This is a genomic window from Erwinia sp. B116 (assembly GCF_002865965.1).
Classification (GTDB): domain Bacteria; phylum Pseudomonadota; class Gammaproteobacteria; order Enterobacterales; family Enterobacteriaceae; genus Erwinia.
This window is the reverse complement of sequence record NZ_JRZZ01000005.1, coordinates 32218-58724: the sequence shown is the minus strand read 5'-3', so window position 1 is coordinate 58724 and position 26507 is coordinate 32218. Positions and strand designations below refer to the sequence as shown.

At 61.6% G+C, this 26507-nt stretch carries 18 protein-coding genes; 13 read left to right on the top strand and 5 right to left on the bottom strand.

What is annotated here, in order from left to right; all coding sequences use genetic code 11:
* The first annotated feature begins 226 nt into the window (after positions 1 to 226).
* The 7 genes from bcsO (at position 227) to NV64_RS05555 (ending at position 12606) form a co-directional block, all read left to right on the top strand.
* Positions 227 to 1261, top strand: coding sequence for a cellulose biosynthesis protein BcsO (gene bcsO / locus NV64_RS05585; RefSeq protein ID WP_101505499.1), 1035 nt, complete (start codon positions 227 to 229; stop codon positions 1259 to 1261).
* Entirely contained in the window at positions 1252 to 2049 is a 798-nt protein-coding gene (gene bcsQ, locus NV64_RS05580) for a cellulose biosynthesis protein BcsQ (RefSeq protein ID WP_101505498.1), read from the top strand. Before bcsO ends, bcsQ begins: the two co-directional genes overlap by 10 nt.
* An 89-nt stretch (positions 2050 to 2138) precedes the next feature.
* Positions 2139 to 4238 (top strand): UDP-forming cellulose synthase catalytic subunit, encoded by a 2100-nt coding sequence (bcsA, locus tag NV64_RS05575; RefSeq protein WP_101505497.1) that lies wholly within the window; start codon positions 2139 to 2141, stop codon positions 4236 to 4238.
* Positions 4235 to 7090, top strand: coding sequence for a cellulose biosynthesis cyclic di-GMP-binding regulatory protein BcsB (gene bcsB, locus NV64_RS05570; RefSeq protein ID WP_233208932.1), 2856 nt, complete (start codon positions 4235 to 4237; stop codon positions 7088 to 7090). Before bcsA ends, bcsB begins: the two co-directional genes overlap by 4 nt.
* Positions 7090 to 11130: a cellulose biosynthesis protein BcsC gene (locus tag NV64_RS05565; RefSeq protein WP_101505555.1), complete on the top strand. Its 4041-nt coding sequence runs from the start codon at positions 7090 to 7092 to the stop codon at positions 11128 to 11130. The genes bcsB and NV64_RS05565 overlap by 1 nt, the downstream gene beginning before the upstream one ends.
* A 2-nt stretch (positions 11131 to 11132) precedes the next feature.
* Entirely contained in the window at positions 11133 to 11597 is a 465-nt protein-coding gene (gene bcsD, locus NV64_RS05560; protein WP_056240752.1) for a cellulose biosynthesis protein BcsD, read from the top strand.
* Positions 11598 to 11613: 16 nt separating this feature from the next.
* Complete coding sequence (locus NV64_RS05555) at positions 11614 to 12606, top strand: glycosyl hydrolase family 8 (protein WP_199177625.1); 993 nt, start codon at positions 11614 to 11616, stop codon at positions 12604 to 12606.
* 47 nt (positions 12607 to 12653) lie between these two features.
* Here NV64_RS05555 and bcsE read toward each other — a convergent pair whose 3' ends face one another.
* Complete coding sequence (gene bcsE, locus NV64_RS05550) at positions 12654 to 14060, bottom strand: cellulose biosynthesis protein BcsE (protein WP_101505496.1); 1407 nt, start codon at positions 14058 to 14060, stop codon at positions 12654 to 12656.
* A 293-nt stretch (positions 14061 to 14353) separates the two neighbouring features.
* On the opposite strand from bcsE, the gene NV64_RS05545 reads away from it, so the two are divergent.
* Together NV64_RS05545 and NV64_RS05540 are read left to right on the top strand one after the other, a co-directional pair.
* The gene (locus NV64_RS05545; protein WP_101505495.1) at positions 14354 to 15841 is read left to right on the top strand and encodes an EAL domain-containing protein; all 1488 of its coding nucleotides are present in this window, start codon (positions 14354 to 14356) and stop codon (positions 15839 to 15841) included.
* A 229-nt stretch (positions 15842 to 16070) separates the two neighbouring features.
* The gene (locus NV64_RS05540; RefSeq protein ID WP_101505494.1) at positions 16071 to 17345 is read left to right on the top strand and encodes a dicarboxylate/amino acid:cation symporter; all 1275 of its coding nucleotides are present in this window, start codon (positions 16071 to 16073) and stop codon (positions 17343 to 17345) included.
* Between the two features lie 9 nt (positions 17346 to 17354).
* Here NV64_RS05540 and NV64_RS23110 read toward each other — a convergent pair whose 3' ends face one another.
* Positions 17355 to 17609 (bottom strand): hypothetical protein, encoded by a 255-nt coding sequence (locus NV64_RS23110; RefSeq protein WP_146005453.1) that lies wholly within the window; start codon positions 17607 to 17609, stop codon positions 17355 to 17357.
* Here NV64_RS23110 and NV64_RS05535 point away from each other — a divergent pair, their 5' ends adjacent.
* From NV64_RS05535 to NV64_RS05520, 4 genes are all read left to right on the top strand, one after another.
* Positions 17610 to 19106: a pitrilysin family protein gene (locus NV64_RS05535; protein ID WP_101505493.1), complete on the top strand. Its 1497-nt coding sequence runs from the start codon at positions 17610 to 17612 to the stop codon at positions 19104 to 19106. It abuts the gene before it with no gap.
* Positions 19107 to 19246: 140 nt separating this feature from the next.
* Positions 19247 to 20542 carry an alginate lyase family protein gene (locus NV64_RS05530; RefSeq protein WP_101505492.1) on the top strand — a complete coding sequence of 432 codons (1296 nt, stop codon included), beginning with the start codon at positions 19247 to 19249 and terminating at the stop codon, positions 20540 to 20542.
* Positions 20543 to 20693: 151 nt separating this feature from the next.
* On the top strand, positions 20694 to 21470 hold the full coding sequence (gene pdeH / locus NV64_RS05525; protein WP_056240733.1) for a cyclic-guanylate-specific phosphodiesterase: 777 nt from the start codon (positions 20694 to 20696) through the stop codon (positions 21468 to 21470).
* Between the two features lie 58 nt (positions 21471 to 21528).
* A complete protein-coding gene (locus NV64_RS05520; RefSeq protein ID WP_101505491.1) occupies positions 21529 to 23589 on the top strand; it encodes an AsmA family protein in 2061 nt (686 codons plus the stop codon).
* 39 nt (positions 23590 to 23628) lie between these two features.
* On the opposite strand, the gene NV64_RS05515 is transcribed toward NV64_RS05520, so the two are convergent.
* The 3 genes from NV64_RS05515 to NV64_RS05505 all read right to left on the bottom strand — a co-directional run bounded on the left by NV64_RS05515 (position 23629) and on the right by NV64_RS05505 (position 25777).
* A complete protein-coding gene (locus tag NV64_RS05515) occupies positions 23629 to 23931 on the bottom strand; it encodes a helix-turn-helix domain-containing protein (RefSeq protein ID WP_056240727.1) in 303 nt (100 codons plus the stop codon).
* Positions 23912 to 24283, bottom strand: a complete 372-nt coding sequence (locus NV64_RS05510) for a type II toxin-antitoxin system RelE/ParE family toxin (protein ID WP_056240725.1) — start codon at positions 24281 to 24283, stop codon at positions 23912 to 23914. Before NV64_RS05510 ends, NV64_RS05515 begins: the two co-directional genes overlap by 20 nt.
* Positions 24284 to 24448: 165 nt before the next feature.
* Positions 24449 to 25777 (bottom strand): MFS transporter, encoded by a 1329-nt coding sequence (locus tag NV64_RS05505; protein WP_101505490.1) that lies wholly within the window; start codon positions 25775 to 25777, stop codon positions 24449 to 24451.
* Between the last annotated feature and the right edge of the window lie 730 nt (positions 25778 to 26507).

Here is a 26507-nt window from a genome sequence, read left to right as displayed (position 1 = left end):
GAAAATTAACCGTAAGATATTTCGAAAGCCTAAGATTCCCCTCACGTAATTAATAAACTCCAACCGATAATTACACAGATGATAAATAACATCTGCAATGAATAATTTCACTTAGTGTCGTTAATTTCATTGACAAAAATAATGTGAATATGCCATCAGAACTCTCTTAACTCTTTATTAGAGTGTGTTATATTGCGAAAAATCCACAACCTGCGCGATCATTCTCATGAAAAGCTATGATGACTTGCAGCGTTTTAAAGAAAAAACGCAAACGGACCATATTGAGTTCAAAGACATGTCGGAGCAGTCGCTTAATTCAGATACCACTAACTGGGCGATAATCAAACAGTTACTGAATGATGACGCAGGTTCGGTGCTGGAAAAAAGCCAGCGTATCGACGTCGCGGCACCGCAGCCGATCGATCCTTCTTCGTTTGCGCCCCCGCCTGCGCCGGTGGCCGCCGCGCCCGCTAAACCGGCGGTGCAGTCCTTTGCCACCACCACGGCGGCCAGCGGCAGTTCACTGCTCGACAGTATCTCTTCATCGCTGAAATCGGCCACCGCCGCGGCCGCTGCACCGGTTACTGCGCCACCCGCAATGGCCTCCGCCGCGCATGCCCAGCACCCGGGTTTAACCCCGGCGGAAACGGCGGCGGAGTCGGCGGCCCTGCGCCCGGCGCCGGTGGCACAAATCACCTCGGCGGCGGGCAGTTCGCTGTTTGAACAGCTGGCGGCACAGACGCCGCCGCGCGCCGCCGCATCGGTGACGCCGCTGCAGGCGGCTGTGGCTGCGCCTGTTCAGCCCGCGACCACGCCGTTGAGCGCACCGGCTGCCGTACCTGCTGAGCCACTGGCCACGCCGCTAGAACAGATGAGCACGCCGCTTATGACGCAGCCACAGCAGCAGAGCACGCCGCTCATTGCACAGCTACAGCAGCAGAGCACGCCGCTGTCTGCGCCATTACAGCAGCCAGCTGCACCGCTTAGCTCCGCGTCTGCCGACGTGCCGCCATCATCACGCGGGCTGTTCCCGCCGGCCGCCGTCCAGCCGGCAGCGACCCCGGCTTCGGGCTGGGTGCAGAGCACCGCCGATGCGCGGGAAGCGGTTGCTGCCCCCTCTGCGTGGAGCGCCCAGACGCAGAGCAGTAGCGCGGATATCCACTATAAGCAGTTATTTGGTTCCGCCGGTGCCGCTGCCCGCGCGGTATCCAAAGAGAGTTTATTACAACCCCTGTTGGAGAAAATTGCCTCATGCCGTTAGTCTGCGTCTGTTCCCCTAAAGGCGGTGTGGGTAAAACCACTATGGCAGCCAACCTTGCCCATGCGCTGGCGCGCGGGGGCAGCAAAGTGCTGGCAATTGATTTCGACGTGCAGAACGCGCTGCGCCTGCACTTTGGCGTGCCGCTGTCCGACGGGCGGGGCTATGTGGCGAAGTCGTCAGAGGCCTCTGACTGGAGTCAGTCAATCCTGACCACCGGCGGCAATATCTTCGTACTGCCTTACGGCGACGTCAGCGAAGATCAGCGAATGGAGTTTGAAAATAATCTCTCCCACGATCCCAACTTCCTCGTCCGTGGGCTGAACACCGTCCTTAACTACCCGGGGCTGGTGATCATCGCCGATTTTCCCCCGGGCCCGGGTCCGGCGCTTAAAGCCATGGCGGCGCTGGCCGATATGCATCTGGTGGTGATGCTGGCGGATACCGCCTCGCTGTCGCTGCTGCCGCAGGTTGAGAACGAAAAAATGATCGGCGGTGCGCTGAACCACCGTGGCGGCCACTATTTCGTGCTCAACCAGAGCGACAGTCGCCGCCATATCAGCCGCGACGTCACCGCGTTTATGCAGCAGCGGCTGGGCGATAAGCTGGTTGGGGTGGTCAACCGCGATGAGAGCGTGGCCGAAGCTAACGCCTCCCAGCAGTCGATTTTTGATTTCAGTCCGGTTTCTGCGGCGGCCTTTGATATTGAACTGATCGCCAAACGCCTCGCCGCCCTGCTGGATATCAAAGTCGGCGATGGTGAAATGAGTGCACCGCTGAAATCACGTTAACCATCAGCACTGATGCCGGGCAGGGATGCCTGAATACGCGTGGTGTCGCCACCACGAAATGAATGCCTGTTCGTGTTCAGGATGACCTTATGAAAAAAGCCCTGTTCTATCTGCTGCTGCTGTTACTGGCTCCGGTGGTTGCGGTGATCATCATTACCCCGATGGATAGCCAGAAACAGTACACCTTCGGTTTGATCTCTATCGCCATTCTGTTTCTGCTCGGCCGGATTAAAAGCCAGAAAGTGTCGATGATCATGGTGTTTCTCTCCGCCATGATGTCGACGCGCTATATCTGGTGGCGGGCCACCGAAACGCTGCACTTCAACTCGGAAGTCGAGGCGATCCTCGGTATCGGCCTGTTTATCGCCGAGCTGTACGTGTGGCTGATCCTGATCCTCGGCTATCTGCAGACCTCGTGGCCGCTGAAGCGCAACATCGAGCCGCTGCCGGATGACGTCAGCCTGTGGCCGACGGTGGACGTCTACGTCCCCAGCTATAACGAAAGCCTCGACGTGGTGCGCGACACGGTACTGGCGGCGCAGTGCATCGACTACCCGCGTGACAAGCTGAAAATCTACCTGCTGGATGACGGCAAGCGCAGCGAATTTGCCCGCTTTGCCGCCGACGTGGGCGTCGGCTACATCACCCGTGATGACAACCGCCACGCCAAGGCCGGCAACCTCAACCACGCGATGAAGATCACCAAAGGTGAGCTGATCTGCGTGTTTGACTGCGACCACGTCGCCACCCGAACCTTCCTGCAGGCCACCGTTGGCGCGTTCCTCAAAGACGACAAGCTGGCGCTGCTGCAGACGCCGCACTACTTCTACTCGCCGGATCCGTTTGAACGTAACCTGAAGGCGGCGCGCGAAATCCCCAACGAAGGGGCGCTGTTCTACGGCCCGGTGCAGCAGGGCAACGATAACTGGAACGCCACCTTCTTCTGCGGCTCCTGTGCGGTGATCCGCCGCTCGGCGCTGGAAGAGATCGGCGGCTTTGCGGTGGAAACCGTCACCGAAGATGCGCATACCGCGCTGAAAATGCAGCGCCTCGGCTGGGGCTCGGCTTTCCTGGCGATCCCGCTGGCGGCGGGGCTGGCCACCGAGCGTCTCGGCCTGCATATCGTGCAGCGTACCCGCTGGGCGCGCGGCATGACGCAGATTTTCCGCGTTGATAACCCGCTGCTGGGGCGCGGCCTCAAGTGGCAGCAGCGCCTGTGCTACCTCAACGCCATGCTGCACTTCCAGTTCGGCCTGCCGAGGGTTATCTTCCTCACCGCGCCGCTGGCGTACCTGCTGTTTAACCTGAATATCATTCACTCTTCGGCCAGCCTGATCTTCTCTTACGTGCTGCCGCACCTGGTGATGTCGCTGTACGTCAACTCACGGATGAACGGCCGCTTCCGCGCCACCTTCTGGGGTGAGATCTACGAAACGGTGATGGCCTTCCACCTGGTGATCCCAACGCTGCTGACCATGATCTCGCCGAAGCACGGTAAGTTTAACGTGACCGATAAGGGCGGCCTGCTCGACGTCGGCTTCTTCGACTTCAACATCGTGCGCCCGCACGTCATCTGCGCGCTGCTGCTGACCGCCGGGGTGATCAGCGGACTGGTGCGCGCCTTCGCCCATGACTACTTCGGCGTGGACCCTTACGTGATCGCGCTTAACGTTGGCTGGGCGCTGTTCAGCCTGATTATTCTGATGGCGGCGATCGCCGTGGCGCGTGAAACCAAGCAGGTGCGTAAAACCATCCGTATCGACGTCAGTATTCCGGTGGTTGTCCACTACGCCAGCGGCATCTCCTCGCGCAGCCAGACCATCAACCTGTCGATGGGCGGCGTGCAGCTGAAGGCGCCGGATCGTCGTCATGAAGACGATCAGATCGAAGCGGTCGACCTGATGTTGCAGACCGGCGCAATCTCGATTCCGGTGCACCTGATCGACGCCAGTGCCGGCATTATTCGCCTGCAGTTCCAGGATATTCCGCTGTCGCGCCGCCGTGAGCTGGTGCGGGTGGTGCTGTCGCGCGCCGATGCCTGGATCAACCCGCCGGGCCGCAAGGACAATCCGCTGCGCTCGCTGATGACCATTATTCGCACCGTCTTCGAGCTGTTCTGGCTGAGCTGGAAAGATGGCCGGTCGAACAGGAAAAATAAGCTGAAAGCGGAAGAGGATGGCGTGGCATGAAGAAACTGGTATGGCGCGCGCTTTGCCTCGGCACCGCACTGACCCTCGGCAGCGCCCAGGCGACCCCGGCTAACCGCAGCGCGGACAATGACCTGCTGCGCAGCTTTATGCCGCAGGGGCAGGAGAGTGACCCGGCCGCCGCCGCTAACGGCGGTAGTACCCCGGCTGGCGGCAGCGCAGCTGCCACCGCTAATACCACGGCTGGCGGCAACGCCGCACCGGCGTGGCCGGCGAACGACAGTAGCGCTGCGGGCAATGCTGCTGCCACCGGTAATACCACGGCTGGCGGCAACGCGGCTCCGGCGTGGCCGGCGAACGACAGTAGCGCTGCGGGTAATGCTGCTGCCACCGGTAATACCACGGCTGGCGGCAGCGCCGCACCGGCCTGGCCGGCGAATGACAGTAGCGCTGCGGGCAACGCGGCTGGCGGTAACTCAACCGCCAGCGGCAATGCGGCCTGGCCAAACGGTAATGCTGCCGCAACCGGCGCGGCCCCGGACGCTGCCGCCAGCGCGGGATCTGGTGCCCCGGCTGATGACAGCGGGCAGCAGGGCCTGCCGTCCGGAGACGACGCGGCGCTGCCGCCGGCCAGCGTCAGCGATATTCCTGGCCTGCCGCCGCTGCCTGCGCCGGTGGATGCCACCCCGACCAGCAGCGCGCCGTCGCTGGCCGGCATGTCGATCAACCAGCCGCTCAGCAGCCAGGTCAGCGTGGCGCAGATGGGCCAGCCGCAGGGCGTGACCCTGACCGGCGGTCAGCTGCAGTCCGGCATCGTCTTTACCCTGCCGACCGATGAAGTGATCACCAACGCCCGCCTGAACCTGTCGCTGAAGGTGTCGCAGGCGCTGGCGGCGCGCAACACCTCGCTGCAGCTGATGCTGAACGGCCAGCCGTTGGGCACCCTGCCGCTCAGCGCCTCGGATCGCAACACTGAAGATTTCCAGCTGGATATCCCGGCGGCGATGGTGGTCTCCAACAACAACCTCAGCTTTAAAATCAACGACGCCGACCAGCTGATGTGCGAGCGCGACAGCGCCGAGCAGTATCAGGTCACCATCCTGCCCGCCACCACCCTGGCGCTGGAAGGCCAGCAGCTGAATATCGGTACCAGCCTGCGTAACTTCCCGCGGCCGTTTATCGACCCGCTGCGCATGAACCCGGCCAGCGTGCCGATGATCTTCAGCGACAACGTTAACCCGGGTGACGTTTCGGCGGCGGCGATCCTCGCCTCGTGGATGGGCATTCAGGCCGACTACCGCGGCATCAGCTTCCCGGTGCTACGCGGCCAGCTGCCGGAGAAAAACGGCGTGGTGTTTGGCCGTCCCGGCGAGAAGATCGGTAACCTGACGCTGCCGGCGGCCAGCACGCCGCTGCTGCAGATCGTCGATAACCCGGATAACCCGGTCTATAAGCTGTTGCTGGTGGTCGGTAAAGACGACGCGCAGATGCGCCAGGCGGCCTGGCGTTTAATGCAGCCGTTCAACGACGATCGGCCGCAGCTGGATGTGGCCTCACAAACCATGCCGGTGCGTAAACCTTACGATGCGCCGCGCTGGATCAATACCGAACGCCCGGTGCGCCTCAGCGAACTGCTGCGCCAGGATCAGAACCTGACCACCAACGGCATCTGGCACGATGCGCTGCGCGTCAACTTCCGTGCGGCGCCGGACCTGTTCCTGTGGGACGGCGACACCCTGCCGGTGCAGCTTAATTACCGTTTCCCGTCGGAAAGCTGGATCGATGAAGATAACTCGGTGCTGAACGTCACGCTGAACGGCACCTTCCTGCGCAACCTGACGGTAAACAAAATCGGCCTGCTGGAGAACATCTGGCACCGGCTGGGCGGCGACGCGCGCCAGGAGAAATACACCCTGAAGCTCGACCCGTATCTGATTTACGGTGATAACCAGCTGCAGCTCTATTTCAATATCAAACCGAAGGCCAGCGCGCCGTGCAGCGTGCTGAGCAACAACAACATCAAGAGCCGGATTGATGAAGATTCGTATATCGACCTGAGCAACACCCGGCACTTCACTCTGTTGCCGAACCTCTCTTACTTTGTCGGTGCCTCCTTCCCGTTCTCGCGGCTGGCGGACTACTCGCAAACCGTATTGATGCTGCCGGAGCATCCGGCTAACGCCGAAATCAGCACGCTGCTGGATCTGGCAGGCCGTTCCGGTAACGCCACCGGCGTGGCGCTGAGTCATAACAACGTGCTGTTTGGCATCCCGAGCGGCGGCACCCTGCGCGAGCGGCTGGAGAACAGCGACGTGCTGTCGGTCTCGACCCTGAAACAGACCGCCTTTAACCAGGAGATGCTCTCCGCTTCGCCGTACGAAGTGCAGAACCATACGCTGGGGGTGAAGGTGCCGGGGACGCTGGATAAAGCCCGTGCCTGGCTGACCGGTGACTGGACCCAGCAGACGCTGGATGCCGATCGCTACTTCTCCTCGAACGAGGACTGGCGCGGCTTTGTCAGCTATCGCTCGCCGTGGAACAGCAGCCGGCTGGTGGTGATGACCGTCGCCACCGATGACGATCAGCTGGCGCGTCTGCAGAACGATCTGACCCAGCCGCGCATTAACGCCGGCATCCGCGGCGACACCGCGGTGATCACCGATGAGACCGGTATCCGCAGCTTCCGCGTCGGGCCACAGTTCCCGAGCGGCCAGATGCCGTGGTACATGATGGTGGTGTGGTACGCCAACCAGCACGCGGTGCTGCTGGCGCTGCTGGCGCTGTTCAGCGCCCTGCTAATCGGACTCAGTACCTGTGCGCTGCTGAAGCGTCACGCCTGGCGGCGTTTGCACCCGCAGAACCCTTCCCGAGACTCTGGCGAGGATAAAGAATGATGAAAACGTCCCTCACGCTGTTAAATGCCAGAATACGTCAGAGCTGGATCACGGGCGGCAGCCTGGCGCTGTCGCTGCTCAGCCTGCCCGCGCTGGCGGCAGACGCAAACCCGGCGGTGCAGGCGCTGTTCGCCCAGGCCAACTACTGGCACCAGAAATCGCACGACGATCTGGCGCGTGAGGCGCTGCAGAAGGTGCTGATGGTGGATGCGAATAACACCGAAGCCATCTACCTGATGTCGCTGTGGTCGCAGCAGAACGGCGACAACGCCGCCGGGGCCAAATGGCGTGAACGGCTCAGCGCGCTGTCGCCGAACGATCCGCGGCTGGTCGAGCTGGATAACGCCCACCAGCTGCAGACCATCCCGGCGGCGCAGCTGTCGCTGGCCCGTCAGCAGGCGCGCAGCGGCAACACCGCCGCCGCGCTGCAGACCTGGCGTAACACCTTCAGCGGCAACGTGCCGCCGCCGAGCGTGGCGGCAGAGTACTATCTGACCATGGCCGGGGACCGCACCCTGCTGCCGCAGGCGGTGGATAACCTGCGCCAGTTCAGCGCGCAGAACCCGCAGGACAACGCCGCGCGGCTGGCGCTGGGTAAGGCACTGACCTACCAGGAGTCGACGCGTCGCGAAGGTGTGCAGATGCTGGAAAGCATGGCCGGCGGCAGTGCGGACGCCGACCGTTCACTGCGGCAGGCGCTGCTGTGGCTGGGCCCGCAGCCCGCCGACAGCACGCTGTACCAGAATTTCCAGCAGCGCCACCCGCAGGATACGGAGGTGATGAACCACTTCCGTAAAAACGTCGGCGGCGCGGCGAAAGGCCAGGGCTTTACCGCCCTGAACAGCGGCGACGTCTCCAGCGCGCAAAGTGCGTTTAACCAGGTGCTGCAGACCAACCCGCAGGATGCCGACGCGCTGGCTGGCCTTGGCTACGTGGCGCAGCGCAGCGGTAACTATGCCCAGGCGGCTGACTACCTGGAGCGGGCGGCGAAGCTCGGCGGCAACGACAGCCAGCAGCGCCAGCAGCAGGCGGACGATGCGCGCTTCTACGGCCAGCTGGCGACTGCACAGCAGGCGATGAAAGCCGGCGACAGTGCTAAAGCGCTGGCGCTGAGCGAGCCGCTGGTGCAGGCCAGCGGTGAGAAGGGCGAGGCGGCGAAGCTGTTCCGCGCCGACGTGCTGCGCCGCAACAACCAGCTGGACCAGGCCGAGCAGACTTACCGCAGCGTGCTGGCCGCTGACGCCGACAACCGCCCGGCGAAAGAGGGGCTGTTCTACGTGCTGCGTCAGCAGAACCGCACGGCAGAGGCCAACACTCTGCTGGCCTCGCTGCCCGCCAGCGTGCGCGAGGCGGTAACGCCGCGCCCGGTGGCCACCAGCGATCCGGTGCGCCGTGACGCGAAACAGGCGCTGGCCGCCGGCAACCCGCAGCGCGCCATCACCCTTCTGCAGCAGGGGATGCAGCGCTTCCCTAATGATGCCTGGCTGCGCCTCGACCTGGCGCGCATCTATCAGCAGCAGGGTGACGCTGCTGCCGCCTCGGGCGTGATGCAGCCTGCTTACCGTAACGGCGCCAGCAGCAACGAAGTCTACGCGGCGGCGCTGTTTGCCAGCGAAAGCGGGGCCTGGGCGCAGGCCAACAGCCTGCTGGCGCGCATTCCGGCGCGCAGCCAGAATGCCGACATGCGCACGCTGGCGCAGCGGGTTAACTTCAATCAGCAGATGAGCGTGGCGAAGCAGTATCTCGACCAGGGCTCCAACGCGGCGGCGGCTAACACGCTGAAGGCGCTGGCGGCTAACCCGCCCTCCGCCCCGGCAGACGCCGGTAACCTGGCGAAAGCGCTGGCGCAGTCCGGCGATATGGCCAGCGCGGTAGCGGTGGTGCGCGGCAACATGCGCCGCGGCGTGCAGGGTAACGCCGGCGACTATGCGGCGCAGGTGGACGTGCTGAACCAGGCCGGGCTCGGCGCCGAAGGGCAGAGCTTCCTCAGCAGCCCGGAGCTGCAGTCGCGCAGCACCCCGGCACAGCTGGCAAGCCTGCGTAACGGCGGGGTGATTCAGGAAGCCGACCGCCTGCGCGAGCAGAAACAGTATGCGGCGGCGTATGACAAGCTGATCTCGGCGGTGCAGAACGATCCGCAGAACACCGATCTGATGTTTGCCATGGCGCGCCTGTATCAGTCCGGCAAGATGAATAAAGAGGCGGGGGTGGTCTATGACTACCTGATGACCCGCGATACGCCAACCCAGGACGCCCGCGAAGGGGCGGTCAACGTGGCGCTGGCGCTGGACGACGTGCCGAAAGCCCGCGCGCTGGCCGGCGGCCTGCGCGGTGAACAGACGCCGCAGCGCCTGCTGCTGCTGGCCCGCGTCTCCGAAGCCGAGGGCGACCATAACCAGGCGCTCAGCTACCTGCGCACCGCGCGCGGCAAGATGATTGGTCTGCAAGGGGCACAGACCGGCAGCAATCCGTCGGTAGGCGGCCTGCTGGCCTCCGATAACCCGTTTATCAACCGCACCACGCTGTCGCCGCGTCCGTCGCCTTCCGCTTATGGCAGCACCATGCCGTGGCAGCAGTCGCCGAACTACCGCGATTACCGCAATATTGACGGCGTACCGCTGAACGGTGGCACAGAGGTGGCGACGCAGCAGAACCAGACGCTGCATCAGATCGACACCATGATGGCGGAGATGGAGAAAGATACCGGCACCTGGGCCCAGGCCGGCATTCAGATCCGCGGGCGCGACGGCGAGAACGGCCTGAGCAAGCTGAACGAAGCCAAAGCGCCGCTCACCTGGTCCAGCGCCCCGCTGGGCGACGCACGCTTTGACTTTACCGTCACGCCGATCACCCTGAGTGCGGGCAGCGCCAGCGGCGATGCCTACCGCCGCCTCGGTTCCGGCGCGGGCGAACAGGCGATCTCCAACCTGGTCACCACCATCAAAAGTGAGCAGACCTACCTGGCGACGCTTAACGCCACCGATCTGGCCACCTTTAACGCGGCGAATCCGGGCGTGGCGACGGCGCTGAGTGCGCTGAACGGCATCAAGTTTGACGACCTCAACCCGCTGACCGCCTCCGGGCTGAATAACCTCACCAGCCTGAACAACAACACCGCGCTGAAAAACTATCTGGTGGCGTCATCGCGTAAGCCGAACACCGAAACGGCGATGAACAGCTCCAGCGATTCGCAGAGCGCCACCGGCGTCGAGCTGAACCTGGCGCTGACCGGCAGCAACTACAAAATCGACCTCGGCAGCACGCCGCTCGGCCAGGATCTCAGCACCCTGGTCGGTGGGGTGAAGTGGGCGCCGAAACTCACCGACTACCTGACGCTGATCCTTACCGGCGAGCGCCGGGCGGTCACCGACAGCCTGCTCTCCTACGTTGGCACCAAAGATCGCCTCTCCGGCAAGAGCTGGGGCCGGGTGACCAAAAACGGCGGTAACGCGCTGTTAAGCTACGACGACGGTGACGCCGGCTTCTACGTCGGCGGCGGCGTTTACAGCTACCTCGGTGAGAACGTGGCCAGTAACAAAGGGCTGGTGGGCAACGCCGGTGCCTACGTGCGGCCGTTCCACTATAACGATCGCGAGCTGAAGACCGGTATCAGCATCAGCTGGATGGATTTCTCGAAAAACCTCAGCTACTACAGCTACGGTCAGGGCGGCTACTTCAGCCCGCAGAACTTCGTCAGCGTCTCGTTCCCGGTCGACTATTCGCAGACCTATGATGATCTGAGCGTGCGCGTCGGCGGCTCGGCGGGCTATCAGTCCTATACCCAGGACCGCAGCGCCTACTTCCCGAACAACGCTGACTGGCAGTCGGCGCTGGAGGCGGCGGCCACCGCCGGTTTCGCCAAAGAGGCTTACTACTCCGGCGGCAGCAAAAGCGGCATCGGCTATAATCTGCACGCCGGCGCGGACTACAAAATTAATAAAGACGTCACCATCGGCGGCCAGATCGGCTATGACACCTTTGGTGAATATAACGAAAGTACGGCGCAACTCTATTTCCGCTACATGCTGGGAGGCAAATAAGCATGAGTCAGTTACCGGATCGCACTCTGAACTACTATCGCCAGCAGCAGGTCCAGCCCGGCTGGTTTGATCTGCTGAGCGTGATGATTCACGGCATGCTGCACAACGCCGGCGAGCGCGAAAGCCAGGCATTTTTACAGCAGATGGGCGATAACCTGGCCCGCCGTTATCCGCTGGGCCGCGCCGCCACCGTCAGCGAGCTGGAGGCACGGGCTAATCAGGTGCTGGCGCGGTTTGGCTGGGGGGTGATCGACATTCAGCCGTATGAGACGGCGATGGTTATCGATCACGTCGCGCTGCCGCCGGGGGACAGCCTGCTGTCGCCGGAGCAGTGGCAGCAGGCGTTTGCTGCGGTGCTGCTGGGCCTTTACGCGCGCTGGCTGCGCGAGCAGGGCGGGCGTGAGCACGTTGCGCTGGCCGTTGAAGCCAGCGGCGAAACCGCGCTGCGCTTTCGTTATCAGGTTTAAGAGGATTATCAGGGATATGTTGAGGGTGATGGTATTGGCACTGGCGATGGTGCTGGGCGCGGCTCAGGCCAGCGCCGCAGACGGCTGGAGCAGTTTTAAAACGCATTTTCTGACCAGCGATGGTCGCATCCAGGACACCGGTAACAAGAACATCAGCCATACCGAAGGGCAGGGTTACGCCATGCTGATGGCGGTGTTTTACAACGATCGCAGCAGCTTTGAACAGCTGTGGGGCTGGACCGAAACCCACCTGAAAAACCCGGCTAACGGGCTGTTTTACTGGCGCTATCAGCCCGCGGCCGCCGATCCGATCGCCGACAGAAACAACGCCTCGGACGGTGATGTACTGATCGCCTGGGCGCTGCTGAAAGCCGGTGAAAAATGGCAGGTTCCCGCGTGGCTGAAGGCGTCTGACGCCATTCAGCGTGAGATCCTGGCGCGTAACGTCACCACCTTCGGTAACCGCACGGTGATGCTGCCCGGCGAGCAGGGGTTTAATAAAAACACCTACGTGATCCTCAATCCGTCCTACTTTATCTTTCCCGCCTGGCAGGATTTCGCCCGCCGCAGCCATCTGCAGGTGTGGAATCAGCTGATTAGCGACGGCCTGGCGCTGCTGGGTGACATGCACTTTGGCGACAGCAACCTGCCGCTGGACTGGGTGGTACTGAACGCCGACGGCAGCCTGGCCCCGGCTACCGCCTGGCCGCCGCGCTTCAGCTACGATGCGGTGCGCATTCCGCTCTATCTCGCCTGGTATGACCCTCAGAGCCTGCAGCTGGTGCCGTTCCAGCGCTTCTGGATGAACTTCTCACGCCTGCAAACCCCGGCGTGGATCGATGTGATGAGCAACAACAAGGCCACCTACAATATGGCCGGTGGGCTGCTGGCGGTGCGCGATCTGACGCTGAATGAAACCGGCTATCTCAACGATACGCTGGCGCCAACGGAAGATTACTACTCCTCCAGCCTGCATCTGCTGACCTGGCTGGCGTATAAAGCTCGCTAGGGAAACGGTGCGTTAAGGGCAGGCCGCATGGTACGGCCTGCCTCAGGTCACTCTGCGGTTTCCAGCTGGCGCAGTTCATCGGCGATCTGCGCATCGCCATACCAGACGCTCTGCAGCGCCACCAGCTCGGCATGGGGGCGGCGGAAGATAAATTTCAGCGCGATGCTCAGATCGCTGAAGCGGCAGGATGACAGGAACAGATAAATCTGGTCATCGGCGGTGGTCAGCAGATCGCCAAAGCGGCGTGGCTGGCACTGTGGCAGCACCTCTGCCAGGCTCATCCCGCTGACCGGCTGCAGCGCGACCAGCAGGCCTTTACCGTCAACAGGCAGCGCCGAGCTGTGCAGTAAGCCGTGTACCGCCCGGCAAAAAGCCGCCGTCGGCAATAACCCCTTCTCCTTCAGCGGCTGGATTGATTTTAACAGCACGTCGATCTGTGCCGGGACAAAACGGTTAAACATCTGCCCCTGCAGATCGTCCAGCACGGCAAGAAAACGGTTGTCCGGCGTATTGAACGGGATCACGGCGTTGACGCCACAGGCCAGCAGCAGACGTTCATCGCTGTAGCGCAGTGCGGTACGCGTCTCTCTGATCGCCATCTTCAGTGCGCTGCCGCGCTGGCAGCGCAGCGCATGAACGTGGCTGGCAAGCTCCACCACCTGGCTGTTGTGCTCAACGCTGAACACCACCGTGGCGGCGCTGAGGTGGCCAGCGGCGCGTGCCAGCTGGTGGTTATCTTCGAACAGCGTCCACTGGCTGCCACGCGGCAGAATATCGGCGACGGCATGCCTGCTGGCTAAAAACAGCAGGTCATCGTTGATCACCGGCGCCGCCTCCCTGTGCAGGGTGAATCCGTGGCTGTCGGTGGTCAGCGTAAAGGTCTTATCCTGCAGCTCCCCGCCCTGATAGCGCCACCAGCGGATCCGGTATTGCCAGTCATGTGGCTGCTTATCCAGCTGAGAGAGTCCATCAATGTGGCTGTGCAGCGTTTGCAGCCGGTCACGCAGGGGGGGACCTTCCGTTTCGCGGGTGATGATTAATAGGGTTGACTGTCGTGCTGATAACCAGTTTTTTACATTCTGCAGCCAGCGGGTTAACGCCCCGGGCGCTATTTTTTGCCACAGCGAAGCCGAATGATAAAATAAAAGAAATCGCGGGGCAGATGTCAGGCCGCGTGACAGCATATCGGTCAGCTGCTGCAGGGCATCAGGCGTTTCAGGCAAAGCAAAGAACGCCACATCCGCGCTGTTGACCAGCCCGTCCGGCAGCAGCAGCTCAGGCGGTTCGGCCACCGTACCGATCAGCGCCAGCATCGGCTGCGCGGCGACGATTTGCCGTACCAGCAGGCGTGCGTCCTCCTGACGATCCACCGTGACCCAGTAGCAGCCCGGCGATTGCATCAGTATTAATTCATTCTGAAGTTGACTCAGCCCTAAGGTAAATGAAATCGTCATAATCGTGTTCGCATCACGGATGTTCGGTTATGAGGTCTGACTGTCCTTAACAAGAATGAGATAAACTCTTATCAGTCCGCATACCTTACAACGTAAATGCCGCCACCGCGCGTGAATCTTTAAGAAAAGCCTTAAACCAATCCTCATCAGGCGTGCTAACGTAAGTCGTGAAATCGGCCCGGCCGGTGGGATATCCGCAGGCTGTCCCGCTACCTGCCCGCGTTTCAGGTATACTCTGGGCTGGTAGGCCCGAGGTGTTTGGGATCGGGTAGTCAGGGATTCGGAGAGCAGGTTTGCGCATCAGTCGATCATTAACGATTAAGCAGATGGCGACGGTGTCAGGCGTTGCGGTAGTCACCATCTGTATTTTTATCGTCATCCAGCTTTTCCACTTTGTGCAACAGCGCAGGATTGACTACGCCCAGCAGATGGAGAATGTCGCCCACACGGTGCGCCAGCCGCTGTCTCAGGCGGTGCTGAAGGCCGATATCCCGCAGGCGGAACGCATTCTTAACTCGCTGCGCCCGGCCGGGATCCTCGCCCGCGCCGAAGTGGTGCTGCCGAACGGCCTGCAGGCGCTACACACCGACTTCGAGCCGGAAAAACCGGTGCCGCGGTTCGTCGCCCGGTTGTTCGAGCTGCCGGTGCAGATTACCGTGCCGCTCTACTCGGTCGAACCCGCCAACCCGAAGCCGCTGGCGATGCTGGTGCTGCAGGCGGACTCCTGGCGCGTCTATCAGTTTATCCTCAGTGCCATGTCGACGATGGTCACCACCTTTCTGCTGCTGGCGCTGATCCTGTCGATCGCCATCAGCTGGTGCATCAACCGGCTGATGGTGCGGCCACTGCGTAAAATCGCCCATGAGCTGCGCGACCTGCCGGCACAGGCGCTGGCAGGCCATCAGCTGGAGCTGCCACGCTATCACCGCAACGATGAGCTCGGCCTGTTGATTCGCCACTACAACCGTAATCAACGCCAGCTGGCGGCGCTGTCGTCACCGCTGGCGGACAACTATGATATCGTCGGCCTGCTGGCCGCCGGGAGATTTGCCCTGTGGCTGCAGCCGCAGATCGATATGCGCAGCGGCGAGCTGGTCGGTGCAGAAGCGCTGCTGCGCCTGCAGCAGCCTGACGGCAGCTGGAGCCTGCCCGAAGACCTGATCGCCTGTGCCGAGCAGAACGGCGAGATCCGCCCGCTCGGGCGCTGGGTGCTGGAAGAGTCCTGCCGGCTGCTGACCGGCTGGCAGCAGGCGGGGATTACGCTGCCGCTGAGCGCCAACCTGTCGGTGATTCAGCTCAGGGACCCGCTGGTAATTGAGCATCTGCAGTCGCTGCTGCAGCGCTACCCGATCGCCCCCGGCAGCCTGATGCTGGAGATCACCGAAACCGCGCAGGTCGGCGAGCTGGGCCATGCGCTGCAGCTGCTGCGTCAGCTGCGTCAGAGCGGGCTGTCGGTGGCGCTGGATGACTTCGGTATGGGTTATGCCAACCTTGACCTGCTAAGCCAGTTCAAAACGCTGCCGGTGAGTAAAATCAAAATTGACCGCAGCTTTGTCGCCACCCTGCCGGCGGACGAGGTGATGGTGCGCATTATCGCGGCGATTGCCGGCATCATTGAGCTGGACGTGGTCGCCGAAGGCGTGGAAACGCCGCAGCAGCGTGATGCGCTGCTGGCGCTCGGCCTTACGGTTGGCCAGGGCTTCCTGTTTGCCGAGGCGCTGCCTCCGGCCGTTTTTGACCGCCGCTACTTTTCGCACTCCTCAGCAATCAGCGATAATTGAACCTTTTGGGTAAAATTATCTGCTGACGTGATTCAGTTCATAAAATCAGTACAACGCTGGCCGATCTGGTCGACCACGGGTATTAATCCTGTTAACCGGGTGTTATTTTCGCGCTGTTCCAACACAAAATTATAAATAATTATTCGCCGAACGGGTGCGGCCGCCAGCGTGCACGCCGCTCCGCTCCGGCAGAATATGCGCAACCACCACGTCGTAAACCGGATACTCAATGAAAACATCCCTGTTCAAAAGTCTGTACTTCCAGGTGCTCACCGCGATCGCCGTCGGGGTGCTGCTCGGCCACTTTTACCCCGAGTTAGGTGCCCAGATGAAACCGCTGGGCGATGCCTTCGTCAAACTGATTAAAATGATTATTGCCCCGGTAATCTTCTGTACCGTGGTCACCGGCATTGCCGGCATGGAGAGCATGAAGGCGGTTGGCCGCACCGGTGCGGTGGCGCTGCTCTACTTCGAAGTGGTCAGTACCATTGCGCTGATTATCGGGCTGGTGGTGGTGAACCTGCTGCAGCCGGGGGCGGGCATGAACGTTGACCCGTCGACGCTGGATGCCAAAGCGGTGGCGGTCTACGCCCAGCAGGCCGAGCAGCAGGGGATCGTCGCCTTCCTGCTGGACGTGATCCCGGGCAGCGTGATCGGCGCCTTTGCCAGCGGTAATATCCTGCAGGTGCTGCTGTTTGCGGTGCTGTTCGGCTTTGCGCTACACCGACTCGGCGATAAAGGCACGCTGGTGTTCAACTTTATCGACAGCTTCGCCAAAGTGATCTTCGGCATCATCAATATGATTATGCGCCTGGCACCGATCGGGGCGTTCGGTGCGATGGCCTTCACCATCGGCAAGTACGGCGTCGGTTCGCTGGTGCAGCTCGGCCAGCTGATTATCTGCTTCTATATCACCTGCGTGCTGTTTGTAGTGCTGGTGCTGGGGCTGATCGCCCGGCTGGCCGGCTTCAATATCTTCAAGTTTATCGCTTACATCAAAGAAGAGCTGCTGATCGTGCTGGGGACCTCCTCCTCCGAGTCCGCGCTGCCGCGCATGCTGGATAAGATGGAGAAGCTTGGCTGCAAGAAATCGGTGGTGGGTCTGGTCATCCCGACCGGTTACTCGTTTAACCTCGACGGCACGTCCATCTATCTGACGATGGCCGCGGTGTTTATCGCCCAGGCGACCAACAGCCATATGGACATCTGGCATCAGATAACCCTGCTGGTGGTGCTGCTGCTGTCGTCGAAAGGGGCGGCCGGCGTTACCGGCAGCGGCTTTATCGTGCTGGCGGCTACGCTCTCCGCGGTCGGCCATCTGCCGGTGGCCGGGCTGGCGCTGATCCTCGGCATTGACCGCTTTATGTCAGAGGCGCGTGCGCTGACCAACCTGATTGGTAACGGGGTGGCGACCGTGGTGGTGGCAAAATGGGTTGGCCATCTCGACGAAGATCAACTGCAGGCCACGCTGAAAGGTGACAAAACGGCGGAAAAAGCGCTGTGAAATCGTAAATTACGCTGTTAATTCATCAAAATAGCCGACAAATGCCCGCCGCGACTTGCCCTCGCGGCGGGCATTTGCATAATAACCCCAGGTTTTTTTATGATTTTTTATTCCGCTGTGTGACATCCTCGCCAATGCGTGGTCTAAAAAGCTGTTTGCTGAACACCACCGGGCAAAAGGCATCAGCCGCCGGATGACATCAGGTACAGCAGGAAGCATATCGCCAGTGATTTTTTTTTGGTTTGTGATTGAGTAGGGGTTCACATGCAGGGCACCAGAATGCGTCTTTGGATAGGTGGGACAGTGCTGGCGCTGGCAGGCGGCGCGGCACAGGCGGAGACACTCCAGCCCGATCCCGCCTGGCAGCAGGGAAAACTGGAAAACGGTTTTAGCTGGCAGCTGTTAACCACGCCACAGCGCCCGAGCGACCGCGTCGAGGTTCGGCTGATCGTTAACACCGGATCGCTGGTAGAGAGCGCTCAGCAGGCGGGTTACAGCCATCTGCTGCCGCGCCTGGCGCTGGTGCATAACGCCACCCTCGACCCGGCCCAACAGCGCTCGCTGTGGCAGCAGGCCATCGACCCGCAGCATCCGCTGCCGCCTGCCGTGACTTCTTATGACTACACCCAGTACAACCTCAGCCTGCCCAACAACCGTCCGGAAATGGTGAAAGAAGCCCTCAGCTGGCTGGCCGCCACCGTGGGCAAAATGACCATTAACGAGCAGGTGGTCAACACCGCGCTCAACGCGGACGACCCGATTGCTACCTGGCCGGCCAACCCGCAGGACGTCTGGTGGCGCTATCGCCTGAAAGGCTCGGCCCTGCTGGGCCATGAACCGGCCGCGGCGGTCAAAACCCCGGTTGATATGGCGCAGCTCACCGCCTTCTACAGGCAGTGGTACACGCCGGATGCGATGACGCTGATCGTGGTCGGCAACGTCGACAGCCGCAGCCTGGCCGAGCAGATTACCAAAACCTTCTCGCCGCTGTCCGGCAAACGCGATCAGCCGTCGGCGCTGCCGACGCTCTCTCCGCTGCCGACCCAGCCGGTCAACCTGGTGAATAACGCCATCGGCCAGGATCGCCTGTCGCTGGTATGGGATAACCCGTGGCCGCCGATCCGCGAATCACAAAACCTGCTGCGTTACTGGCAGAGTGACCTGGCAAGGGAAGCGCTGTTCTGGCACGTACAGCGTACCCTGGGTGAGAATAAGACCCAGGGCGTGCAGGTTGGTTTCGACTGCCGGGTGCTCTACCAGCGCGCGCAGTGCGCCATTAATGTGGACGCCGACAACGCGGCGCTGGTCAGCGCCACCGACCTGCTGGCAAAAGAGATGGCCAGCGTGCGTGACAAAGGGCTGAGCCAGGCGGAGTTCGATCAGCTGATGGCACAGAAAACTAACGAGCTGAACAAGCTGTTTGCCACCTATGCCCGCACCGATACGGACGTGCTGATGAGCCAGCGCCTGCGTTCGCAGCAGAATGCGGTGGTGGATATCGCTCCGGAACAGTATCAGAAGCTGCGCCAGGCGTTCCTCGCCGGCCTGACGCTTCCGATGCTTAATCAGGAGCTGCGCCAGCAGCTAAGCCAGGATATGACCATGGTGCTGATGCAGCCACCGGGCGAGCCGGAAACCAACGTCAGGCTGCTGCAGCAGAACTGGCAGAAAGTGATGGCCCCGGTCGCTGACGCAGCCCCGGCGGCGGCGGCTGACGACGGCCACGCCACCGCACCCGCCGAGAGCAGCGCCGCGCAGTAAGTCAACGCTCACTCGCGTGAGCCGTAGCAGGTGGCCGTTCAGGCCACCTGCATCCTGACCGCCGGTCTGCGCAGGTCTGCAGCACCATCGCCCGCCCGCGCATCTCCGGCGACCGGTCCCACCCGTCCGGAGAGTCCACCATGAACCCGCTTATCCGCCTGATACGTCGACTGCTGCTGCTGGCCGGCCTGCTGTTCAGCCTGGCCTGCCAGGCTGAGTCGTTCGCGTTTCTTAACGCTGCCGACCTGGCGCTCAACCGTCAGCGGCTGGCGCAGCACAACGCCCCCGGGCTGACGCTGACCGCCTGGCAGCAGCTGCAGCACGAGGCGGATAAGGCGCTGAAACAGCCGTTGCTGAGCGTGACGGATAAGCGACTGACCCCTCCGGGCGGGACAAAACATGACTACCTCAGCCTGGGCGCCTACTGGTGGCCGGATCCGGAAAAAGCGGACGGCCTCCCCTGGCGGCAGCGTGACGGGCAGGTGAACCCGGCCAGCAAAAACGACGACAGCGACGGCGTGCGGCTGGCCACCTTTACCTCACGTGTGCAGGTACTCACTCTCGCCTGGTACTTCTCCGGCGATGCCCGCTACGCCACCCGCGCCATCGAACTGATCCGCCACTGGTTTATTGACCCGGCCAGCCGCATGAACCCCAATCTGAACTTTGCCCAGGGGGTGCCCGGCATCGCCGCGGGCCGCCACACCGGCGTGCTCGACGGCCGCTACTTTGCCACCCGGCTGGTCGACGCGCTGGTGATGCTGCGCCAGGCCCCCGGCTGGCAGGCGGCCGATGAACGGCAGATGCGGCGCTGGCTGAGCGACTACCTCGACTGGCTGTTAACCAGCAAACGGGCGCTGGGCGAAGCCGCGGCGAAAAACAATCACGGCAGCTGGTACAGTACCCAGGTGGCGGGCATCGCCTGGTACCTGCAGCGGCCTGAGATCGTACGTGAAATGGTCAGCCAGGCGCGGCAGCGCCTTAACGGTCAGCTTGCCGCCGACGGCAGCCAGCCGCTGGAGCTGGCGCGTACCCGCTCTTTCCACTACAGCTGGTTCAATTTACAGGCGCTGACCGCGCTGGCCGGGCTGGCTGCGCGCAGCGGTAACGGTGACCTGTGGCAGAGCAGCCCGCCGGGGCCGCCGGGGCTGCTGAGCGCACTGGATTTTATCGCTCCCTGGAGTGACGCCGGCCGGCCGTGGCCGTACAAAAACCGCGACCGTATCGCGGTACGCCTGATTCCGCTGCTGGCACAGGCCGCTGACGCGACGGGCGGCGATCGCTACCGCCGTGAGATCGAACAGGCGGACTGGACGCTGCCGCCGGCCGGGGCCGCCCGCGGAGCCACACAGGCCGCTCTGCGCGAAACCTGGCTGCTGTCGGTGCCGCGCTTTGCCCGCGCTCAGCCGCGGCCAAATGATGATAAAACGCCCTAAAAGGCGTCTGTTACAGCGATTGAATCGCGCAGGGGTTGTTACCATCGAGGGGTATATGTGATCACAGTGTGCATAAAGTTCCGCAGTGCAGTGCCGATACTTGCCACACGGGATGCCAACGAAGGCGGACTCAACCCTAAGGATCTTAACCATGGTGCTGGATCAACTCAGCCACCGGCTTCCGTCCTCAATTGCCGTTCAACAGCAGCTTCAGGAGCGTGCTTACTGGCATCAGTGCCAGCGCGCCTACAACTTCCAGCCGATCTACCGTATTGACGGTAGCCTGATGGCGATAGAGCTGCTGACGGCGGTGTTTCACCCCACCGCCCCGAACCAACGAGTATCGCCGGAGCTTTACTTTGCAACGCTTGAGATCCCTCAACGCCTGCTGATTGTCGCCGAGCAGCTTGAACTGCTGCTCCAATGGGAAAAAGTCTTTATCGCCAGCAATACGGTGGCTTCGCTCAATATTGACGGGCCGACGCTGCTGGCGATTCAGCATGACCGGAAAGTGCGCCAGCTGATTGCCCGCTGCCCGTGGGTGCGCTTCGAGCTGGTGGAACACCACGTGCTGCCGCAGGAAGTGATCGTCGCACAGATGCCGGAGCTGGGGCCGCTGTGGCTGGATGACTTTGGTTCGGGGATGGCTAACTTCTCGGCCCTGACCGAACTGAAATATGACTACATCAAGCTGGCGCGCGAGCTGTTTATTATGCTGCGTGAGAGCGATGAAGGGCGCAGCCTGTTCAACATGCTGCTGGCGCTGATCAACCGCTACTGCAAAGGGGTGATCGTCGAAGGGGTGGAAACCGCGGAGGAGTGGGAAGCCGTGCGTAACTCGCCCGCCTATGCCGCACAGGGCTATTTCTTTGCCCGGCCGGCCCCTTTTGCGCAGCTGGAGACGCTGCCGCTGACCTTCATTAAATAGCCGTTACGCCCTTTTCGACTATCTTTACATAAGCGTTGAGCCAGTGTGAGGAACAGGAATGTCTCGTAGCGGCAGGGTAGTGAGTTGGGTAGCGGCCATTCTGGTGCTGCTGGTAGCGGTCATCGTGGTGGTGATTGCCACCTTTGACTGGAACCGGCTGAAACCGACCATCAACCGCAAGGTTTCCGCCGAGCTGAACCGTCCGTTTGCCATTCGTGGCGATCTGGACGTCAGCTGGCAGCGTAACCGCAGCGAACCGGGCTGGCGGCGCTGGGTGCCGTGGCCGCAGGTTCATGCCCAGGATATTATGCTGGGCAACCCGCCGGAAATTGCCGACGTCACCATGGCGCACCTGGCACGGGTGGACGCCACGCTGTCGCCGCTGGCGCTGCTGGGCAAACAGGTTTATCTGCCGTGGATCAAACTGCAACAGCCGCAGGCGAAGCTGGTTCAGACCGCCGACGGTAAAAATAACTGGTCCTTTACCCTCGCCGGTAGCGACGATAAAGACGCCGCTAAAACCCCTTCCGCCTGGTCCTTCCGCCTCGACACTATCGTCTTTGACGAAGGCACCCTCGGCTATCGCGACGCGATCAATAAAGCCAACGTGCAGGTCACCGTTAACCCGCTGGGCAAACCGGTGCCTTACGCGCAGCTGGCGGGTGGTAAGGACGATGAGAAGGGCGCGGCGGACTTTGTCTTCGGCTGGAAGGCCAGCGGCACTTATAAAAACGAGCGGCTGAGCGGTGACGGCAAAATCGGCGGCATGCTGTCGCTGCGCAGCCAGACCACGCCGTTCCCGATTCAGGCCTACCTGCGCAGCGGCACCACCCGCGTGCGGCTTAGCGGCACGGTGCAGGACCCGCTCAACCTCGGCGGCATCGACCTGCGTCTGCGCTTCTCCGGCGATACCCTGGCCAACCTCTATGGCCTGACCGGCGTGCTGCTGCCGGATACCCCGCCGTATGAAACCGATGGCCAGCTCAGCGCCCGCTTCCGCGACAAGGGCGGGCCGGTATTCCGCTATCAGAACTTCAACGGCCACATTGGCGACAGCGACATTCACGGCTCGCTGACCTACAGCCAGATCAAACCACGACCCAAGCTGGAAGGGTCGCTGGAGTCGAAGCAGCTGCGGATGGCCGACCTTGGCCCGCTGATCGGCGTGAATTCCGGTAAGGGCAGTGACAAAACCGAACGGGCGAAGGCGAAGCGCGGCGATGCCTCCGGCCAGCCGGCCGATCGCGTACTGCCGCATGATAAGTTCGACACCAAAAACTGGGACGTGATGGACGCCGACGTGCGCTTCAGCGGCAAGCGCATTGAGCACAGCACCTCGCTGCCGATCAGCGATCTCTCCACCCATCTGACGCTGAAAAACGGCGATCTGCGCCTCGATCCGCTGCGCTTCGGCATGGCAGGCGGCAGCATCAATTCCACCATCCACCTTGCGGGGGATAAGTCACCGATGCAGGGGCGCGCGGATATTCACGCCCGCGGGCTGAAGCTGCGCCAGCTGATGCCGGACGTGCAGGCGATGCAGAACGCGCTCGGGCAGATGAACGGCGACGCGACGCTGAGCGGGCGCGGTAACTCGGTGGCCGACCTGCTGGCGACCAGCAACGGCGACCTGAAGCTGCTGATGAATGACGGCGTGATCAGCCGCAGCCTGATGGAGATCGTCGGCCTGAACGTCGGCAACTACGTGGTCGGCAAGCTGTTTGGCGACGATGAGGTTAAGATCAACTGTGCGGCGGCCAGCCTGCAGGTGAATAACGGGCTGGCCGCCACCCGGCTGTTTGTCTTTGATACCGAGAACGCCATCATCAACATCGCCGGTACCGCCAACTTTGCTAACGAACGGCTGGATCTGAACATCAACCCGGACAGCAAAGGCATCCGCATTATTACCCTGCGCTCGCCGCTCTACGTGCGCGGCACCTTTAAAAATCCGGACGCCGGGGTGAAAGCCGGGCCGCTGATCGCCCGCGGTGCCGCCGCCGTGGCGCTCGGTGCGGTAGTGGCGCCGGCCGCCGCGCTGCTGGCGCTGATCTCCCCCAGCGATAACGACGACAACCAGTGCACGCGGGTACTGCAGCAGATGAAAAGCGGGAAGTAGCGGGCGGGCAGAGCGGTCTTCTGGCTGGCCGCTCTGCCCTTATAAGGCGAAGATAAAGTGCTCGCCATCCGCCAGCCTGACATCCACCTTCACCTCACCGCCCAGCGCTTCCACGTAGCGTTTCAGGGTGATCAGCTTGAGATCCTGCCCGCGTTTTTCCATCGCCGCCACGGTCGGCTGGCTGATGCCCATCTGCTGCGCCAGATCGCGCTGGGTCAGATTAAGCCGTTCACGCAGCTGGTAAAGGTGGTACTCAAGTTCCAGCTGGCGGGTCAGGTCGTTGATTTCCTGGCGGTCTTCATCAGGAAGCTGCGCCAGTATTTCATTCAGTGTTCTGCCCATCTTGTTGGCCTTCCATAGAGTTTAAATGCAGTTGAAATTGTGCATCGGCGATGCGAACCATCCGGCTGTAAAAGCGCTTTTCATCACCTTTTTTGCACCCCGCGGTAAGGATGACTGCACGGCGTAGCGGATCGAATGCAAAAAATGCGCGCCACGGCACGCCGCTAACCTGTATTCGCAGTTCTTTCATATTGATAAATGCGGAGCCTTTAACGCTATCGACCAGCGGCCTGCCGAGTACCGGGCCACTTTTCTGTAACAGGCTGAGGGTAGCCAGCGTCTTATTACGTATGGCGACATCCTGTTTCCACAGCCATTGCTCAAACAGTTCGGTGGTCAGCACCGTCCACATGGTTATGCTCCCTGATAGAGTGTAATCTATATTTGAGCATAAACTGAACGGTTTTTTTGTCGATGGCGACGATTTCAGGCAGGAATGTGGCGCTGAAAAAAAGTATGCAAGGAAGGGGGAGTGACAAAAAAATGCGGGCGGCCACGCGGTGGGCCGCCCGGGAGGTTAGTCAAACAGCGACTGGTTACGGGTCTCTTTACACAGGATCAGCGCAATCAGCGTCAGGCAGGCCATCGCGGCCAGGTAGAGGCCGACGTAGAACAGCCCGTAAGTGTGTGCCAGCCAGGTGGCAATGTAAGGTGCTACGGATGCCCCGAGAATCGACGACAGGTTATAGGAGAACGATGCCCCGGTATAACGCACCTCGGTCGGGAACAGCTCCGGCAGCAGCGCGCCCATCGGACCGAAGGTCAGCCCCATAATGCTCAGGCCACAGACCAGGAAGGCCATAATCAGCGTCTGGTTGCCGGAACCGAGCAGTGACGGGAACAGCAGCGAGAAGCCAATAATCAGCAGGGTAATGACGATCATCGTCCTGCGGCGGCCAAAGCGGTCGGCCAGCAGCCCGGCAATCGGCACCATCACCCCAAAGCCGATCACCGCCAGCATCAGCATCCACAGGAAGCTGTTACGCGGAATGCCCAGCCCGTTTGGCGCCGGCGTGGTGCCGTAGGTCATCGAGTAGACGGTCATAATGTAGAACAGCGTGTAGGTCGCCAGCATGATAAAGGTGCCGATGATGGTGGTACCCAGATGCTTGCTCAGCAGCGTACCGATCGGCACCTTAACCTGCTTCTTCTCCTTCTGCACTTTGGCAAACACCGGCGACTCGTGCAGCGACACGCGCACGTAGAGGCCGATCAGCACCAGCACCGCAGAGAGCACAAACGGCACGCGCCAGCCCCAGCTCATAAACTGCTCGTCGGTCAGTATCGCGGAGAGCAGCAGGAAGGTGCCGTTGGCAAAGAAGAAGCCGATCGGCGCGCCCAGCTGCGGGAAGGAGCCGTACAGCGCACGTTTCTTCGCCGGGGCATTTTCAGTGGCCAGCAGCGCCGCGCCGCCCCACTCACCGCCGAGGCCGAGGCCCTGACCAAAGCGCGCCAGCGCCAGCAGCAGCGGCGCAAACACGCCGATGGTCTCGTAGGTCGGCAGCAGGCCGATCGCCACCGTTGAGATGCCCATGGTCAGCAGCGAAGCGACCAGCGTCACCTTACGCCCGGCGCGGTCGCCGAAGTGACCAAACAGCGCGGAGCCGATCGGGCGGGCAACGAAGGCGATGGCAAAGGTGGCCAGCGACTGTAGCGTGGCGACGGTGGCATCCCCCTGCGGGAAGAAGATATGCGGGAAGACGATCACCGCCGCCGTGGCATAAATATAGAAGTCGAAAAATTCGATAGCGGTTCCGACCAGCGAAGCGACCACCACTTTACCGCGTGAGTTTACGGGCGTGGCGTCGGGTTCGGCGTCGATGGAGGGTGCGATGGTGGCTGGCATAATGGATTCTTATATTTTATTCAGTGAACCCAAAATACTACCCACAGCCTTACGCCCATTCAATGGGGGTAAAAGCCGCACGGGGCCGGGTGACGGTGCGAAAAGAGGATAATGTTCGATACGCGATATTTGCAGGAATATGGCAGGGCTAAAGCGACATTTTTTGGCGTGATTCACTGCAAAACGGCCAAATAAAAGTTTACAGTCAGCGATAAATGCTGACAATTGCTGATTTTTTCAGCGCTAATCGCGATTTTAAGCTGCTTTTACGGCGGCTGCCCTCCATTTACGCGGCGGCGGCGGCCGAGGAACGGGTGGTTTTTCTGACCAGCGCAGTGGGTGGCAACCTCGGCGGGAGGATCGGAGAATTCGTAGTTCGTTGAGTAAAGGTTGATGAAGGTAACCATCACGGCGGTTTACAACACCCTCGTCGCAGGCTTAGAATTTCGCCACTTTCTTTTATGGAGCACACAATTGGACAGTCACCCTGTAACCGACATGTTTTAACGGCAGGCCTGCATCCGTTGTGCGCCTGCCGTCACCCGGCGGGCGTTGTTTCACCTCCTAATCCGAGCTGTCTCATCCCCCCTTTTGCTGCCCCCGCGCCGCGCTAACGCCGCTGGCGTGCGGGCGTTGTTAACCCGTTTATCGCAAGGACCTGTCGATGAAAGAACCTCCGTCACGAGAGAGGCCGGGCGCGCATACCGGAAGGAGACCGATGCCGTAATTC